20 protein-coding genes are annotated in these 14,928 nt (G+C 49.4%); 17 read left to right on the top strand and 3 right to left on the bottom strand.

Going from position 1 to position 14,928, the window contains the following annotated elements:
• Positions 1-34: 34 nt before the first annotated feature.
• The 6 genes from ACJ8J1_RS17635 (at position 35) to ACJ8J1_RS17610 (ending at position 4,873) form a co-directional block, all read left to right on the top strand.
• A complete protein-coding gene (locus ACJ8J1_RS17635) occupies positions 35-217 on the top strand; it encodes a hypothetical protein (RefSeq protein ID WP_102780101.1) in 183 nt (60 codons plus the stop codon).
• 14 nt (positions 218-231) lie between these two features.
• The gene (locus tag ACJ8J1_RS17630; RefSeq protein ID WP_442520410.1) at positions 232-462 is read left to right on the top strand and encodes a hypothetical protein; all 231 of its coding nucleotides are present in this window, start codon (positions 232-234) and stop codon (positions 460-462) included.
• 360 nt (positions 463-822) lie between these two features.
• The gene (locus ACJ8J1_RS17625) at positions 823-1,695 is read left to right on the top strand and encodes a hypothetical protein (RefSeq protein ID WP_442520409.1); all 873 of its coding nucleotides are present in this window, start codon (positions 823-825) and stop codon (positions 1,693-1,695) included.
• A gap of 13 nt (positions 1,696-1,708) precedes the next feature.
• Positions 1,709-2,233, top strand: a complete 525-nt coding sequence (locus ACJ8J1_RS17620; RefSeq protein WP_442520408.1) for a hypothetical protein — start codon at positions 1,709-1,711, stop codon at positions 2,231-2,233.
• A gap of 696 nt (positions 2,234-2,929) precedes the next feature.
• A complete protein-coding gene (locus ACJ8J1_RS17615) occupies positions 2,930-3,904 on the top strand; it encodes a retron St85 family effector protein (protein WP_442520407.1) in 975 nt (324 codons plus the stop codon).
• A gap of 12 nt (positions 3,905-3,916) precedes the next feature.
• Positions 3,917-4,873 (top strand): retron St85 family RNA-directed DNA polymerase, encoded by a 957-nt coding sequence (locus tag ACJ8J1_RS17610; protein ID WP_442520406.1) that lies wholly within the window; start codon positions 3,917-3,919, stop codon positions 4,871-4,873.
• An 85-nt stretch (positions 4,874-4,958) separates the two neighbouring features.
• Here the strand turns inward: ACJ8J1_RS17610 and ACJ8J1_RS17605 are convergent, their stop codons facing one another.
• Complete coding sequence (locus tag ACJ8J1_RS17605; RefSeq protein ID WP_442520405.1) at positions 4,959-5,984, bottom strand: phage portal protein; 1,026 nt, start codon at positions 5,982-5,984, stop codon at positions 4,959-4,961.
• Positions 5,984-7,756, bottom strand: a complete 1,773-nt coding sequence (locus tag ACJ8J1_RS17600; protein WP_442520404.1) for a terminase ATPase subunit family protein — start codon at positions 7,754-7,756, stop codon at positions 5,984-5,986. Before ACJ8J1_RS17600 ends, ACJ8J1_RS17605 begins: the two co-directional genes overlap by 1 nt.
• A gap of 142 nt (positions 7,757-7,898) precedes the next feature.
• On the opposite strand from ACJ8J1_RS17600, the gene ACJ8J1_RS17595 reads away from it, so the two are divergent.
• The 11 genes from ACJ8J1_RS17595 to ACJ8J1_RS17545 all read left to right on the top strand — a co-directional run bounded on the left by ACJ8J1_RS17595 (position 7,899) and on the right by ACJ8J1_RS17545 (position 13,547).
• Positions 7,899-8,714: a GPO family capsid scaffolding protein gene (locus ACJ8J1_RS17595; RefSeq protein WP_442520403.1), complete on the top strand. Its 816-nt coding sequence runs from the start codon at positions 7,899-7,901 to the stop codon at positions 8,712-8,714.
• Positions 8,715-8,756: 42 nt separating this feature from the next.
• Entirely contained in the window at positions 8,757-9,968 is a 1,212-nt protein-coding gene (locus tag ACJ8J1_RS17590) for a phage major capsid protein, P2 family (protein ID WP_442520402.1), read from the top strand.
• A gap of 2 nt (positions 9,969-9,970) precedes the next feature.
• Positions 9,971-10,630: a terminase endonuclease subunit gene (locus ACJ8J1_RS17585; RefSeq protein WP_033649039.1), complete on the top strand. Its 660-nt coding sequence runs from the start codon at positions 9,971-9,973 to the stop codon at positions 10,628-10,630.
• A gap of 93 nt (positions 10,631-10,723) precedes the next feature.
• Positions 10,724-11,212: a head completion/stabilization protein gene (locus tag ACJ8J1_RS17580; protein ID WP_442520401.1), complete on the top strand. Its 489-nt coding sequence runs from the start codon at positions 10,724-10,726 to the stop codon at positions 11,210-11,212.
• Positions 11,212-11,415, top strand: coding sequence for a tail protein X (locus tag ACJ8J1_RS17575; RefSeq protein ID WP_015379118.1), 204 nt, complete (start codon positions 11,212-11,214; stop codon positions 11,413-11,415). Before ACJ8J1_RS17580 ends, ACJ8J1_RS17575 begins: the two co-directional genes overlap by 1 nt.
• A gap of 2 nt (positions 11,416-11,417) precedes the next feature.
• Positions 11,418-11,627, top strand: coding sequence for an HP1 family phage holin (locus ACJ8J1_RS17570; protein ID WP_015379117.1), 210 nt, complete (start codon positions 11,418-11,420; stop codon positions 11,625-11,627).
• Complete coding sequence (locus tag ACJ8J1_RS17565; protein WP_442520400.1) at positions 11,611-12,123, top strand: lysozyme; 513 nt, start codon at positions 11,611-11,613, stop codon at positions 12,121-12,123. The genes ACJ8J1_RS17570 and ACJ8J1_RS17565 overlap by 17 nt, the downstream gene beginning before the upstream one ends.
• Positions 12,120-12,548 (top strand): Rz-like lysis system protein LysB, encoded by a 429-nt coding sequence (gene lysB, locus ACJ8J1_RS17560; RefSeq protein ID WP_442520399.1) that lies wholly within the window; start codon positions 12,120-12,122, stop codon positions 12,546-12,548. Before ACJ8J1_RS17565 ends, lysB begins: the two co-directional genes overlap by 4 nt.
• The gene (gene lysC / locus ACJ8J1_RS17555; RefSeq protein WP_265260408.1) at positions 12,442-12,672 is read left to right on the top strand and encodes an Rz1-like lysis system protein LysC; all 231 of its coding nucleotides are present in this window, start codon (positions 12,442-12,444) and stop codon (positions 12,670-12,672) included. The genes lysB and lysC overlap by 107 nt, the downstream gene beginning before the upstream one ends.
• The gene (locus ACJ8J1_RS17550) at positions 12,644-13,117 is read left to right on the top strand and encodes a phage tail protein (RefSeq protein ID WP_442520398.1); all 474 of its coding nucleotides are present in this window, start codon (positions 12,644-12,646) and stop codon (positions 13,115-13,117) included. Before lysC ends, ACJ8J1_RS17550 begins: the two co-directional genes overlap by 29 nt.
• Entirely contained in the window at positions 13,104-13,547 is a 444-nt protein-coding gene (locus ACJ8J1_RS17545; protein WP_442520397.1) for a phage virion morphogenesis protein, read from the top strand. Before ACJ8J1_RS17550 ends, ACJ8J1_RS17545 begins: the two co-directional genes overlap by 14 nt.
• 273 nt (positions 13,548-13,820) lie before the next feature.
• Here the strand turns inward: ACJ8J1_RS17545 and ACJ8J1_RS17540 are convergent, their stop codons facing one another.
• A complete protein-coding gene (locus ACJ8J1_RS17540; RefSeq protein ID WP_442520396.1) occupies positions 13,821-14,813 on the bottom strand; it encodes a hypothetical protein in 993 nt (330 codons plus the stop codon).
• Positions 14,814-14,928: the final 115 nt, after the last annotated feature.

Genomic DNA, 14,928 nt, shown 5'->3' with positions numbered 1-14,928 from the left:
AGTAAATAAGCATCGGAGGGAAAGGGTGCAAGCAGTGGATGAAGTGGTTGTTTTAGAAAGAATTGAACTCATCGCCCGTCTGGGGGTTTGTTATGAGAGCCAAGCGAAAGACAAAGACATTGCACTGATATGGATTTCAGAACTGGCGGGGGAGATGAAAACCAGCATTGCCCCTGAAAAAGCAGAAGTGATCAGGCAGCTTGCCGCGATCTCTTAATCCATAGGTGACGTATGAGACAAGATTTAAACTTAGCCGGGGCGTTTATGGAGGCGCTTAACTTCAACGAGAACGGTAAGGGCCGCCGCATAAATACCGTTGATTTCATTCACGCCGCAAACCGGCTCGGCACACACCTAACGCCTGAAGAGGCTAATTACTACATCAAGCACCAGTCCGGCCACGTTTTCAGGCTGATTGACGAAGGGCGTTATCAGCATAACACATACCTTTATTTGGGCTAAAACTTGTATTATCTCAGACTTGATCTGACATTGTCACAGCACAGAGCTTATAACCTAAGCTAGCAAGGTAGCTCTGTGTCATACACAGATATTGGTGTTTAGCGCAATTCAGGAATGTTATGACAAATTCTACCCTGTTCAGGGGGCTGCGATCTATAGGGCAATATATATTAGCAGAATCACCGCCAAGTTATACTGATAAGTAATAATTTCCTCATGAAATCTCCAATAATCCTATTAATTTCAAGTGGTTCTATTTGTTTAACCTATTGATTTAATGGTAGTTATTTTTAATGCTAATGTTTGTTGAAAAGTGGATAATAAAGCTAATATTTATTTTTATGCTATTGGCGGGATGACATGAAAGTTTACTGCACACCATTAAAAATCAAATGTACAAGTGGAAGGCTTAGTGCTTCTTCATTTTTTAATCAGCTTGCTTTGTCCTATGGAAAGGAAATAGATTCAGAGACGACAGATAAAAAAGTTGTTTTTAGGTTTTTTGAAGATGGGGATGTTTATTTATGTGTTGTTCTTACCATGAAGAAATCAAAATCTTACTGTGAAGCTAATGAAGACAAAAATGATTTCACATTAAGCGTAAAGGGGGCGGGTGGAAGTACCCTTAGTGAAGCTAATATCCTTATTATGAAAAAAAACAACATGGCCGGAGTTTATATTCATAACGAGGGTTCTATGCCGCTTAATACCTTTGAGGCTAAGATAAGAGCACACTACTATAGCACCTTGCGTGGAAGATTTAACTCAAAAAAAAGAGATGAAAAATTTATGTTTAGCAGGGTTGTGGATAACTCCATTCTGCTAGATAAAATATCAAAGTTTTCTTTTGTGGAAGAAATAAACGCAACTTTTACAGGGAATGTAGCAAGCAAGCGTTTTTTGAATGGCTCTCTATACAACAAGTCAAAAAGTGTCAGAGTTACTATGAGAACTGGACTTATACCTATAAGCACTAAAGTAGAAAAGGATGACTTAGTAGGTTATTTATCTGAACTTTCAAAAAAGTCAGGTAGCGTCAGCTTAAAAGGTAGAACCACGGCTAACTCTGCAGGTGAGACTATTGGACTAATTGATGCTGTAAATAGCATAGCTTCTTTTGACCATGATGAGTACTTGAAAGATTTGAATGGTATTAAGCTAAATGACTTCCTCAAGAGCAAAATATTCTCTGAAAAGAAAGCATTAATTCTTTCGAATAAGCTGCTTAAATAGAAAGGAGCGTTTTATGATAGCTCGAAATATAGTTACGGGATTAGTTATTGGGGTTGTTTTTTATATACTTGCCGTCTATGCTGGCGTAAAGATAAAAGGTGATGTTTACTCTTTTATTACTGTTTATCATGATAATATGCGTGGTTATTTATTTTCTGCTTTTTTAGGTATTTCATCTTTTTTGTTATCCCTCCTTACATTTGTAGTGATAAACTTGAAAGAGAAGATGTTTGATTCAGAAGATTATCTAAATATATATGCGAAGCATTCATCAATTTTTTCCGGTGAGCAAATTAGGAAGGGTGACCTTTACAAGCCACTTGTTGTGATAACCGGTGCGTTGGTCATGGCTATATTTTCATGCATAGTTACAGCGCTGTTGCAGTTTACGCTTGGCTTTTCTAATAATAAGTGGATCCTAATTCTCCCAACTATATTTCCATTTTTCGCATTATCTTATATGTGTATCTCACTATTTCAAATGACACAGCTTATATTTCAATGGCTTAGGGCAGATGGTTTCATCAAGGCTCCCTGATTGATTATAGCTACGAATTTTTTTCTTTTGGTTACCTTTACAAGACGTGATGGTCGGCTGAAAAGGAAGTTCATGCATGCACCCCAGTCTTGAGTAAACCACCTAAGCCGTACCCAATATCAGAAGTGAAATGGAAAAAGAGTGTATTAACATTGAAGTGGCAGCTCAATGGGTTTATAGATAAGCCTGAAAGGCTAAGGTTCGTTTCTCACTCAGAGCGGACTGTCAGATTTGAGTGTGTGCTGCCACAGAATGTTGTCAGCTCAAGTCTGATCTAATATAGCTAAATATTCTATGCATGCATTAGATGCATGGAATCGCATGATGATCCGGTGTGAGTTATACCCCCCGCAGCGCCAGTACTGGCGTGGATCGCGCCGGATCATGCAAGTGCATTAAAAGGGATACATGAAGCGGGCAGGCGAGGCGGGGATAGCATTGCGCGCAAAGCTATGACATGACTACTTGATTAGCCAGTTTGAAAAACTTACTATGGTCCTACTCTTTACGCGTTCGAAGCGTACACGGCTTCATCTGGTGTATCACCGGAACTTTTTGATTGTGGCGATTTGTGCCACGGTCTGAGTAAAAATCTCGCGATTTTGACTCAGACCGTGCCTTTCTTGGTAAAGAGCATACAACCCCGGTTTTCCGGGGTTACACTTTCCACTTGTAGCAGCGACTTACATCCAAGTTATGGACGACATTAGAGATAACTTCTTGCTATGCGTTGATTCTACAAGGTTGCGGCTAAAAAATTTGCCGAATTTTGTATTCATTTGTGGTGGGATCAGGCATGAGTTAGATGTACCTAAGCCTGGTTCTATGCGTGATGCATTATTACGGCGCCTTTCTGAGACAGATCTAGTCTTAAGTGAAAGAATAAAAGAAGCAGAAGAATTCCAAGATTGGCTTGAGCATTCTCAAGTTGATAATCTAATCGATTTTGAAATAATTCTTGCAGACTTAGCAAGTGCAGTAGTTCTCGTTGTTGAAGGGTTGGGTGCATACGCTGAACTAGGTGCATTTAGTGTTATTGAATCTATATCCAGAAAGCTGATTACTGTTGTTAATACAAGTACAGTTATTGAACGTTCATTTATAAATTTAGGTGTTATTAAATATCTAGACGATAATCAAAGAACCATCCTTCGATATGGATGGGATGTGGAATATGTGGTCCGTGGTGCTAGGCGAAACAATGTTAACCTTGTTCTGAATGGTACAAATGAAGATATATATAGCAAAGCTGATATTATTTTGGCGAGATTAAAAGAAGAAATAAATAATAAAACAAAGTCTAGCGCCACTTTTAGTGAGGATACAAAGGGGCATGTTTGTCTAGCGATTGCTGATTTAATATATATATTTTCGGCTCTTAAGTTAGGAGAGATTAAGAAGTATCTCTTAGCAGGGTTTGGTATCGAGATTCAACCAAATAAAATAAAGGTTTTCCTTTATACTTTGGAGAAGTTGAAAATAATTTCGAAAGAAAATGCAGGTGATGTTTATTATGTTGCCACTGCATTAAATGAAGGGTTTATTAAATATAGATATGATGATGATAAAGATGATATTTTAGTATTTACAGATGTAAGTGAGGTAAAAGCTAAAATGATACTTTATTACAGGGAACATGATGCACCAAGAGCGTCTGTTATAAATAATTAAGAGGAGGTTCTTATGAGTTATTTAAATGATTTAGCCGGCTCGATGGATGGCTCTGTTGTTTCTTTGATCTCTGGCTACCTTCAGGCACCAAAGAAATATAAAGTATTTTACATTAAGAAAAAGGGAAGTGACAAACTAAGAGAGGTTGCTCAGCCGTCGCCAGATGTGAAAAACGTACAGCGCGCAGTAGTTTCAACACTTTTATACAAATTACCAATACATTCAAGTGCAAAAGCATATGTAAAAGGTTTGTCGATTTACGACAACGCTAAAGAGCATAAAGATAATGTTTTTTTGCTAAAGATGGACTTCAAAAATTTCTTTCCATCAATTAGACCAGATGATCTTTTATTATGTTTGAGAAAGAATGATATAGATATAAGTGATTTTGAATACAATATATTGAAGCATTATCTTTTTAGACGGGAAAGAGGTGATAATACCTTGAGATTATGCATTGGTGCCCCATCATCACCTATTATATCTAATATTGTAATGTATGATCTTGATTGTAAAATAGTGAGCTTTTGTGAGGGAATTGATGTCCCATATACTCGATATGCCGATGACTTGACGTTTTCTTCGGATTCTGTTGATAAATTAAATGTTGTGTTTGAGTTTATACAAAAATTATTGTATTCATGTGAATCACCAAGGTTGAATATTAATAAGGCTAAAACGAGATTTGTAGGGAAAGGGCGTTCGCGAAGAGTTACTGGGATTATCATTTCTAATGATGGTAATCTAGGTGTTGGCCGCTACTTAAGAAAGAAAATAAAAGCTCTCGTTCACTTGTATAATAATGATAGAGTTAAGGTTAAGGATATCCCTTACTTGCAGGGTATGTTGTCGCATATAAAAAGTATTGAGCCAGATTATTACGATTCATTGCGATTGAAATATGGCGATGAACTTTTTAAAAGATTGAATTTAGAGGCATCTGGAATATCAAAGAAACTTAATCGCTAGTTTTAGTTAATCATGGTTGAAAAATATATCGGTGGTTGTTGTGTTTTTTTAAAATAAAATTGCCGCCATGGTTGACGGCTATTTCTCATAAAGGAGACAAGTTGTAAGAGGAGAAACGAATTACTTCATTACCACTCCAGTTATTTAGCTCTTTCATCCTCTCTTGTAGAGGCATCAACTCATTCCTCACAAATACCTGACTAGCCTTTTCAACATCCCCAAACCCCCCAGTATTATTCGGTATAATCCCCATCATCTGAGGCGGTACGCGGTGAGCACTTAGCAAATCATCCCGAGTAGCATTCTTGATATTGAAAAAATCATCTTTAGTCGCGACCTCACTCAGTGGCAAGATTTTAATGCCGTCGGGCTTGCCGTTTGGTGCGTACATGAAGAGGTTGCGAAAGTTGCCCAGCCCTTTAGTATCCCGCATCGCTTGGCGCATCCTGTCGACGTCGCTGGTGCTCTGCGCCGCGTCGGTCATATACAGGATATAACCGGCATGTGCGCCGTTCTGGTAATACTTGCGGCGGAACAATGTCGCCGCTTCATTCAGCCACGCAGAATTCAAAGCGCTGAGGTACTCCGGTAGGCCATACAGCTCTTGGTTAATATCCGGCTCAATCAAGTGAAACACGCTACCCGGAGCGAACTGGTGCGCCTCTTTCCAGTCTTGCACAAACCAATACGTATCAGGTTCAACACCTCGGCGGGTGTATTTTGCCGGTGAACACTGCAGGCGCAGCGGTTTGCCGAGTTGGTTTTTTCTTACCTCTAAAAAGGCATTCCCAAACACCAGATAATCCAACGCATAACGGCTAAATTCCTGCTGACTCAGCATGGGATGGGGGATGAAGGTAGATGCCAAAATGTTGCGCTTCACGAACATTGGTGAACTGTGGTGAACGGCGGCTCGCACGCTGCGCGCCAGCCCGTCGAACGAGATCGGCGGCTCGTACCATTTGCCGTTGCCGGTGCATTCGATGTAATCCAGAATTTCCCGCTTATCCAGCACGGGCGACGGTTCGCCAAAAGAGAATGCCTCAAAATCTTGCCCTTGAGTGGCGGGAGTAGGGGAGGTAAGTGGCTTACGACCTTTGCGTTTACTCATTAATAAAACTCCAAAATGTTCGGGCTGCTGTGGCCGCTGCCTGCGGTCAGCGGTTCGTTTAACAGGGCGTGCATGATTGCCCACGCGACATCGGCGTGGCTGGCTTCTTCACTGCGGCTGGCGGTATAGGTGGAGCGTGCGCCGCTGGCGGTCATAGTTTTGCGGATCGCCATAAAGGCGGCGGTGATGTCGGTGTGGCTGGTGTCGTATTCCAGACAGCCGCGCCCGATAGTGTCTTTTGCCTTCAGCACCATGGCGGTTTTGATTTCCGGGGTATATTTGATTTCCCGCGCGGCCGGGAAGAACTCGCGTACCAGCTGGAAAACACCTTGGCCGACGGTGGTCGCATCGATGCCGATGTACTCCACGCAATATTTTTCGGTAAGGTCTTTAATCTTCTGGGCCTGAGCGGCAAAGTTCATGCCCTGCCACTGGTGGCGCTCGAGCACGCGGAACTTGCCCCCGGCCACCATTGGCGGTGCAATCACCGCGCACCCGGCGCTGTCGCCGCCGTTGGCTTCCGATGGGTCGTAGCCGATCCACACCGGACGATAGCCGAACGGTCGCACGGCGTAAGGGTTGAAGTCCTCCCACTCTTCCAGCGTATCGACCATGCAGCCTTGCAGCTCGGCGAACGGGAATACCGACGCGGTATCGTCCACAAATTCACACATCAGCAGGTTCTGATACTCAGCCGGACTGTATTCGAGCGACAGCTGATCGAGGTCGAACAGGTTACAGCCGCCGGTCAGCGCATCCTCAACCGTGACAATCTGGCGCCATTGCCCATCGCCGCACAGCACGCCTTTTGACAGGTGGCTGTGGCTGAGGTCGAGCTGAACGTGGTCGGCTTTGCTGCGGCGGCCTTTGTTGAACAGTTCCCCCGACCAGAACGGATAAGCGGAGTGCGCCAGACTCGACGGCGTGGAAAAGTAGGTGGTGCGCCACCGCTTGTGCAGCGACATCCCGCTGGCGACTTTGCGCAGCTCCTGAAACTTCGGTATCCAGAAATACTCATCCAGATACAGATTGCCGGTGTAGCTCTGCGCGGTGCGCACGTTGGTGCCGAGGAACATCAGGCGGGCGCCGTTCGGCAGCACTATCGGATCGCCTTTCAGGTCAACCTCGACCAGCCGGGCAAAATCAATGATGTAATTGCGGAATACATGCGCCTGCGCCTTACTGGCCGACAAGAAAATCTGATTGCGGCCGGTGGTCAGCGCATCAAGTAATGCTTCGCGGGCAAAGAAGAACGTGGCGCCGATCTGGCGCGATTTCAGGATGTTGCGGATACGGTGTTGCAGCCCGGCGCGATACCATCCCATCTGATATTCGAAGGTGGTTTCCGTGAAGATGCTTTGCAGCTTCTCCACGGCGGCCTCGCTGAACACGTTGCGCTCGGCGGGCTTGCGCTCGCCTTTGTTGCGGTTGGCGACGTTCGGGTTTAAGTCCGCCTCGTTGCCGGTCGCCGAATAGCGATTGACCCGCGCCAGCCGTTCAATCTGGCGGCCTAACAGGTCGATTTCTTTGAAGTCTTTCCCCTCCTTGACGTCTTTCATGATGAGCTGAATCAACCGCGCTTCCATGCTTTGTTCCACGCGGGAAATGGGCGCGATGTCGTCCCATTTATCGCGCAGTTTCCAGCTCTGCACGGTCGGCCCCTTGAGGTTCAGCGTTTCCGCAATTTGGCGCACAGAAAAGCCCTGCCAGTAGAGCAAGGCTGCTTGGCGGCGCGGATCGCTGATGATGGTTGTTGCCTGTGTCGTATTCATGCCGCCAAGGCTACGAAAGCGCCGGGCGACTCGCATTAAGCCCTTGTTGTGCCTCAGATCTTCCAACCGCAACGCGTTGAGACGCGGCGCCATTCACCCGAAACTAGCCCCGAACCCAATCACCACAACCGGAGCCGTTTACATGGCAAAGAAAGTTACTAAGTTTTTCCGCATCGGCGTTGAAGGCGACACCGTTGACGGCCGCGAGATCGGCGCTGCGGATATTCAGCAGATGGCCGCGACCTACAGCCCGAAGGTGTACGGCGCCCGCATCAACATGGAACACATCAAGGGAATTTTGCCGGACGGTTATTTTCGTCGTTACGGCGGCGTGGTTGAGCTGAAGGCCGAGAAAATCGACGAGCCGGACGAACCGCTGTTGCACGGCAAATGGGCGCTGTATGCCAGTCTGGCCCCGACCGCCGATCTGGTGTCGATGGTCGGCGCGGGCCAAAAAGTATTTACCTCGATGGAGATCCGCCGCGATTTCGCCAAGACCGGCAAGTCGTATCTGGTCGGGCTGGCCGTCACCGATGATCCGGCGAGCCTCGGCACTGACATGCTGGAGTTCAGCCGCCGCCACGAGAACATCGAGTTCTCCGCGCCGCTGGAAGTCTGTTTCGATTTTGAACCGGTCGCTGACCCGGAAACCTCATTCTCTGCCCGCATCAAAGCGATGTTTAGCCGCAAGCAGGCCACCGATGATGTGCGCTTTGGTGAGATGGAAGGCGCCGTGATGACCGTGGCCGAGCAGTTACAGGAAGCGGACACCCGCTTTACCGAGACTTTAGCCGTATTGAGTGAGCAGGTTGCCGACCTCAAGCAACAGGTAAAAACCGGCAGCGATGCGTTCAGCGCGCTGCAAGCCCAGCTTTCCACCTCGGAAGATTTCAGCCAGCAGGCGCGCCCGGATGCCACCGGCGGCAACAGCGCGCAAGATGTGCTGACCGACTGCTAAGGCAGTCACACCCGATAAAACCGAACAAAAACAGGAAGAAAAATGCGCAAGCAAACTCGTTTTAAATTTAATGCGTTTATGTCCCGCCTCGCCGAACTGAACGGCGTCGCTACCGGCGATCTGGATAAAAAATTCAGCGTTGAGCCGTCCGTTACGCAAACCATCATGACCCGTGTACAGGATTCCTCCACGTTCCTGACCCGCATCAACATCGTGCCGGTGCCGGAGATGAAAGGCGAAAAAATCGGGCTGGATGTTAGCGGCTCCATTGCCAGCACCACCGACACCGCCGGCGGCGATGAACGCGAAACGGCCGACTTTGCCACGCTGGACGCCGACGGCTATTTCTGCCAGCAGGTGAACTACGATTTCCACATCCGCTACAACACCCTCGACCTGTGGGCGCGTTATCAGGATTTCCAGACCCGCTTACGCGATGCGATTGTGAAACGTCAGGCGCTCGACCGCATCATGATCGGCTTTAACGGTACGCACCGCGCCAAAACCTCCAACCGCGTCAAGTTCCCGCTGCTGCAGGACATTGCGCCGGGCTGGTTGCAGAAGTACCGCGAGAACGCGCCGGGCCGCGTGATGAATAAAATCGTGGGTATGGACGGCAGCGTGGTGTCTGAAAACATCCGCGTGGGTGCCGGTGGCGATTACGCCAACCTCGACGCGCTGGTGATGGATGCCACTAATACCCTGATTGCACCGTGGTATCAGGAAGATCCGGAGCTGGTAGTGATCTGCGGTCGTCAGCTGCTGGCCGACAAGTATTTCCCACTGGTCAATCAGGAACAGCCCAACACCGAAGCGCTGGCCGCCGATCTGATTATCAGCCAGAAGCGCATCGGCAACCTGCCCGCTGTGCGGGTGCCGTACTTCCCGGCGGATGCGCTGCTGATTACGCGCATGGATAACCTGTCGATCTACTGGCAGGAAGACACACACCGCCGCCATATGGTGGAGAACGCCAAGCGCGACCGCATCGAAAACTATGAGTCCATCAACGAGGACTATGTGGTGGAGGATTACGCCTGCGGCTGTCTGGTGGAGAACATCGAGCTGTTGGCCGTCAAGCCGACCGAGCCAAAAACCAAGGCCGCACTGCCGACCTCCGGCGATGACATTAAGGCGCTGGCCGGTGCCATTGTTGAAGCGGTGAAGGTTGCCACCGCCCCAGCAGAGCCAGTCGCCGAAGTGAAAGACCCGGAGGAAGCACCGGCAGACGACAAAGCGAAAGGCGGTAAATAACCATGACCAGCCCTGCCCGCCGTCACCTTATGCGCCAGTCAGCGGTCGAGGCCGCGCAGCGGGAGAATGACCCGCTGCGCCACGCCAACGGCTATGAACGGATGATGCTTAAACTCAATGAAGATAAGCGAAAGCTCAAACAGGTGCGCTCACAAGAGCGTAAGGCCGAACTCAAGCGCCAACTGCTGCCGGACTATGCCCCCTGGGTTGCCGGTGTGCTGGCCGAAGGTCGCGGCGCGCAGGACGCCATTCTGATGACGGTCATGATCTGGCGTCTGGATGCCGGGGATATTCCCGGCGCGCTGGACATCGCCCGCTATGCGCTGCGCTATCAGCTGGCGCCGCCGGGCAATTTCGCACGCTCCACGCCATACCTCATCGCAGAAGACGTCGCCGAGTCTGCCACCCGCGCCTTTGAGGCCGGGGAGCCGGTCAACATTGACCACCTCACGCAGACGATGGAACTCACCGACGCAGAAGACATGCCCGACCAAGTGCGCGCCAAGTTGCACAAAATCACCGGGTACGTCTTGCGCGCGGCGGGCAGGGCTGAACTGGCATTGAACCACCTTAAGCGTGCGCTGCAGTTGCATAACGGCTGCGGCGTGAAAAAAGACATTGAACGGCTGGAGCGGGCAATACGCACCGCCGCCAGCCGCTGACAGAACGCGCCCCGCGCCGGGCGGCACGACGGCCGCAACAGGTTTCACCTCGTCAACGCCGTCGTCCACCGCCCCCTAACTTTCTGAGATCATATGAGCACCGTTGTGATTCAACGGCTACGCCCGGACGCGCCAGCACCGCGCCCGGAGGATGAGCCGATCGTTAAAAACGTCTTTTTCTGGCCGGACATTGACCCGGCGGACGTGCGCGACGTGATGCGCATTGAAGGCACAATCACCGCCCCGCGCCTGCGGATGGCAATTAAAAGCGCGATCGCGGAGGTGAACGCCGAATTGTTCACTTTCCGCCGCGACCAGATGGCCGACGGCTATCAGCGGCTTGAGGATGTGCCGGGCGAACAGCTCGACGGCGAAAGCGTGCGGGTGAGCGAATACCGCAATGCCGTTAGCGCGATGACCATGGCGACGCTCTCGGAGCAATACCGCAGTTTCGACACCACCGCCACCGGCGGCCGCAAGGCTGATGTGGTTGAAGCCTCGATCGGCGAGCTGTGGCGCAACGCCCGCAACGCGATCAGTAACGTGGCCGAGCGTAGCCACTGCATCATCGGGCTGCTCTGATGAGAGTCTACGCCCTGCAGGGCGACACCGTTGACGCGATTTGCTGGCGCTACTACGGGCGCACGCAGGGCGTGGTTGAGCAGGTCTATTCGCTAAATGAAGGGCTGGCCGCTGCTGGGGCAATATTGCCCCACGGCCACCCGGTCGAGCTGCCGGACGTGACCGCCGCGCCGCAGCGTGAAACCGTCAATTTATGGGATTAGCAATGGAGAAAATTACGTCGTGGGTGGCCTATACCGTAGCGGCCTTTCTCGCTTGGATTGGCCGATACAGTCCTCAGGATATCGCCTTTATGGTTGGCGCCGCCGTGGGCGTCGGAACGTTCCTCGTCAACTGGTACTACCGCCGCAAAAGCTACCAACTGTTGAACAAGTTGGGTGTCAGCCGGAGGGTTTACGATGAACTCAATCGCTAAACGCTGCAGCGTGGCCGCCGTGCTGGCGCTGGCGGTGCTACTGCCACAATTCAGCGCGCTGCAGATCTCTGAGGCCGGGTTGCGCCTGCTGGCCGATTTCGAGGGCTGTCGTTTATCGCCGTACCAGTGTCAGGCGGGCGTCTGGACAAGCGGCATTGGCCACACGGCCGGGGTAAAGCCCGGCAAGGTTATCAGCGAGCGCCAAGCTGCCGTTGACCTCATCGCCGACGTGTATCGCGTGGAGCGCGGCATAGGGCGCTGTATGCCTGTCACGATGCCGCCGCCGGTTTATGACGCGGTGGTGTCCTTTGCCTTTAACGTCGGTGTCACGGCCGCCTGCGGCTCTACGCTGGCCGGTTTCATCAAGCGACAGGACTGGCGCAGCGCCTGTCTGCAGTTGCCGCGCTGGGTGTTCGTCAACGGCGTCAAATCGCCGGGGCTGGAACGGCGCCGGGCGGCGGAGCTGGCCCACTGCCTGATCGGGGCCGCGCCATGAGCCGCGCGATCGGGTGGTTTCTGGTGCTGGCGCTGGTCGTCGCCGGTTGGATGAAATGGCAGGTTGTCACATTGGGTGAACGGCTGGAAAGCGCCCGGCAGGAGAACGGCCGGATAGCGGCGGCGCTGACCGATACCCGCGCGGCGATCGACACGTTGCAGGCGGCGGTAGGTGTGCTGGCGCAGGAAGAGGAAAAGTTAAGGGGCGACCTAAACGCCGCGCACCGGCTGGCGCTGACGCGCGAGCAGAAAATACAGAGGTTACTCAATGAAAATCAGCAATTACGCGATTGGTTTAACACTGCTTTGCCTGCTGACGTTGCCCGGCTGCACCAGCGCCCCGGCTTCACCGACGCCGCGGATTATCTACGTTGGCTGTCCGAAAGTGAGTCCGTGCCAAATCCCGGCCAGCCGCCCGGCGACTAACGGCGATCTGAGCGCCGATATTCGCCAGCTTGAAAACGCCTTGGCGGCCTGCGCGGTGCAGGTCGAAACGATAAAACACTGTCAGGAACAACACGATGTTAAAACCGCAACAGCTCCGCGCTGAGCTGACAAGCTGCCTGTCGTGGCTACAGCGCAACCCTGAAAATCTGCAAGTGCGGGTAGAACGCGGCAATGTGGCCGCCACGCTTGCCGCCTCGCTGTCCCATGAGTACCGCTATACGCTTAACCTGCTGTTTTTGGACTACACCGGCGATCTGGATTTAATCATGGTGCCGATTCAGGCATGGCTACGGGAGAACCAGCCGGACATCATGGCAACCGAGGAAAAGCGCCGCACCGGGATCACCTTCGCGAGCGACTTCAACAACAACGGCTCTTACGATTTCAGCGTATCGCTGCAGCTGACTGAGCGTGTCGTGGTCAGCGAACAGAACGGCGCACTACACGTTAAGCACCTGCCGGAGCCGCGGTTACCGGAGGACATCACGCGGCCGATGCAGCTCTTTGTTCACGGTGAATTAGTGAGTGAATGGCATGAGCGAGCTTAATCCCTTTGACACCCGGCTTGCCGGGCTGATTGCCAAGCTGTCGCCGCAGTCGCGAAAGTCGCTGGCCATTGCCGTGTCAAAGCGCCTGCGCGCCGGTCAACAGCAACACATCAAACGCCAGCAGGCACCGGACGGCACACCCTACGCGCCGCGCAAAACTCGGCTTCGCAACAAAAAGCGCCTGCGCGATCGGGCAATGTTCTCCAAGCTGCGCACGGCCCGTTACCTGAAAGCCCAGGGCAACAGCGATGCGGCCGTGGTTGAGTTTGTCGTGCGTGTGAAACGCATGGTAAACGTTCACCATTACGGCCTGCGCGATCGGCCGACGCCGCGCAGCGAGGCGGTAAAATATGAGGCCCGTCCGTTGCTGGGATTTGGCTCGGATGATGTCAAAACGATAGAAGCTACTGTGATTGAATATTTAGCTTAGTTACTATCAATGGTATAGCTTGATTTTTGAGATTCTATAAGTGTGCGTTATTAAAAAACGCGTTTTAGACAGATGAAATGGCCTGCAGGATTAATTACTTGATAGTTAGCTTTGTTCTAGAGAGGCGCTGAACTATTTTTTAAGGTTCAGCGCCATTGTAATGGCTAAAAACGTCCGTAGTAGCGTGTTTTCCTACTACCAATGATTTTCAAAGGCCATCTTCACTTTCTATCTAAGTCTTTAAATAGAACAAAGGATACGTCATGATAATTCTTAGTTTAAAGAGTTGTTTATTTCTTCTATGAGTCGGCTTGTCGCTCTTTGTAAACAAAAGATATTCACTGATATAGAATTTTCCTGCCTTTTTATGAGGACATTATCTATGTAAAAGTAAAGGGCTTTGTCGCGCTCGTAATGATTTTCACGATCTAAATTTATAACCGTTAAGCCAATCTCATTCTCAAGGGGGGAGATTAATCCGGGGTTTTTAAATCTGAAATCTAAGGCTGTCTTCAGTTTTTTGTAGTCAAGTTCTGCAAATGTTTTTAAAATGCCATCATTTAAATAGTAGTAGGCATCTTCTTTTATTGTGAAATACGAGAAGGCGACATATTTATTTTGTATTAATTGAACCTCATAACTTACATTAGGACTTTTATTGTGTTTTAGACAGTTGTTTAACTCTAAGAATACATTGTATCGATGGCCTACTCCAGTCTTAGAACAGTGAAGAAATTCTGTTAGTGCGTAATAAGTTTCGATCTTTTTGTTAATGGTGAGTTTTATTTTTCCATTTGCATCTTTATTTTCTTCATAGGCAGGAGTTTTTGGGGCCATTACCCCCCATTTCACTAATGTATCCTTGAATACATCCCCCCAGATAAAATAGTGTATATCCCACATATCCGAAGGCTCGAATTTTTCTTCGAGTTGGGGGCGCAAGTACTCCATGAGGTCGTACCATGACTTGTGTTTACTACCTTTGCCTATATGTTTCTGAATAGCTAAATAATTTGTAACTTTACTGTACTGTACATTTCTTATTTTTTCATTTGGGGTGCCTAACTTTTCTGCGATATATATATAGTAATAATCTACTAGTGAGGCCAGCCTATTGAGGAGGTTTTCATATTCCATTGTTTGCTCAAGATAAATACCTTCGCTTAATTCTAATTCTCTTCCTTGAGTTGCTATGTACTCATTAATTGCTTGAGTGCTTGCTTTTTCGCATTTCCTCAAGGTGATTGTTATTTTTTTAATTTGCAAGTTAACACTCTTGATTGACTCTGAATGGCTTCTCTCTTTTGTCATTTCTGAATTGCTCTCTGTGTTATTTTTATGCGTTTAAATAGATGTTATACCAATGTTTTTTTTGAGGTGG

Source organism: Serratia sp. CY37869 (genome assembly GCF_052168895.1).
Taxonomy (GTDB): Bacteria; Pseudomonadota; Gammaproteobacteria; order Enterobacterales; family Enterobacteriaceae; genus Serratia; species Serratia ureilytica.
Note: the sequence above shows the minus strand (reverse complement) of the source record. Positions and strands in the feature narration are given on the sequence as shown.

Bases quoted from the DNA above. Each gene is read 5' to 3' on its own strand.
- lysB (WP_442520399.1), top strand. From the start codon at position 12,120: ATGAGCCGCGCGATCGGGTGGTTTCTGGTGCTGGCGCTGGTCGTCGCC.
- ACJ8J1_RS17630 (WP_442520410.1), top strand. From the start codon at position 232: ATGAGACAAGATTTAAACTTAGCCGGGGCGTTTATGGAGGCGCTTAAC.
- ACJ8J1_RS17600 (WP_442520404.1), bottom strand. From the start codon at position 7,756: ATGAATACGACACAGGCAACAACCATCATCAGCGATCCGCGCCGCCAA.
- ACJ8J1_RS17595 (WP_442520403.1), top strand. From the start codon at position 7,899: ATGGCAAAGAAAGTTACTAAGTTTTTCCGCATCGGCGTTGAAGGCGAC.
- ACJ8J1_RS17545 (WP_442520397.1), top strand. From the start codon at position 13,104: ATGAGCGAGCTTAATCCCTTTGACACCCGGCTTGCCGGGCTGATTGCC.
- ACJ8J1_RS17550 (WP_442520398.1), top strand. From the start codon at position 12,644: ATGTTAAAACCGCAACAGCTCCGCGCTGAGCTGACAAGCTGCCTGTCG.
- ACJ8J1_RS17625 (WP_442520409.1), top strand. From the start codon at position 823: ATGAAAGTTTACTGCACACCATTAAAAATCAAATGTACAAGTGGAAGG.
- ACJ8J1_RS17620 (WP_442520408.1), top strand. From the start codon at position 1,709: ATGATAGCTCGAAATATAGTTACGGGATTAGTTATTGGGGTTGTTTTT.
- ACJ8J1_RS17605 (WP_442520405.1), bottom strand. From the start codon at position 5,984: ATGAGTAAACGCAAAGGTCGTAAGCCACTTACCTCCCCTACTCCCGCC.
- ACJ8J1_RS17590 (WP_442520402.1), top strand. From the start codon at position 8,757: ATGCGCAAGCAAACTCGTTTTAAATTTAATGCGTTTATGTCCCGCCTC.
- ACJ8J1_RS17570 (WP_015379117.1), top strand. From the start codon at position 11,418: ATGGAGAAAATTACGTCGTGGGTGGCCTATACCGTAGCGGCCTTTCTC.
- ACJ8J1_RS17565 (WP_442520400.1), top strand. From the start codon at position 11,611: ATGAACTCAATCGCTAAACGCTGCAGCGTGGCCGCCGTGCTGGCGCTG.
- ACJ8J1_RS17615 (WP_442520407.1), top strand. From the start codon at position 2,930: ATGGACGACATTAGAGATAACTTCTTGCTATGCGTTGATTCTACAAGG.
- ACJ8J1_RS17610 (WP_442520406.1), top strand. From the start codon at position 3,917: ATGAGTTATTTAAATGATTTAGCCGGCTCGATGGATGGCTCTGTTGTT.
- ACJ8J1_RS17585 (WP_033649039.1), top strand. From the start codon at position 9,971: ATGACCAGCCCTGCCCGCCGTCACCTTATGCGCCAGTCAGCGGTCGAG.
- ACJ8J1_RS17580 (WP_442520401.1), top strand. From the start codon at position 10,724: ATGAGCACCGTTGTGATTCAACGGCTACGCCCGGACGCGCCAGCACCG.
- ACJ8J1_RS17575 (WP_015379118.1), top strand. From the start codon at position 11,212: ATGAGAGTCTACGCCCTGCAGGGCGACACCGTTGACGCGATTTGCTGG.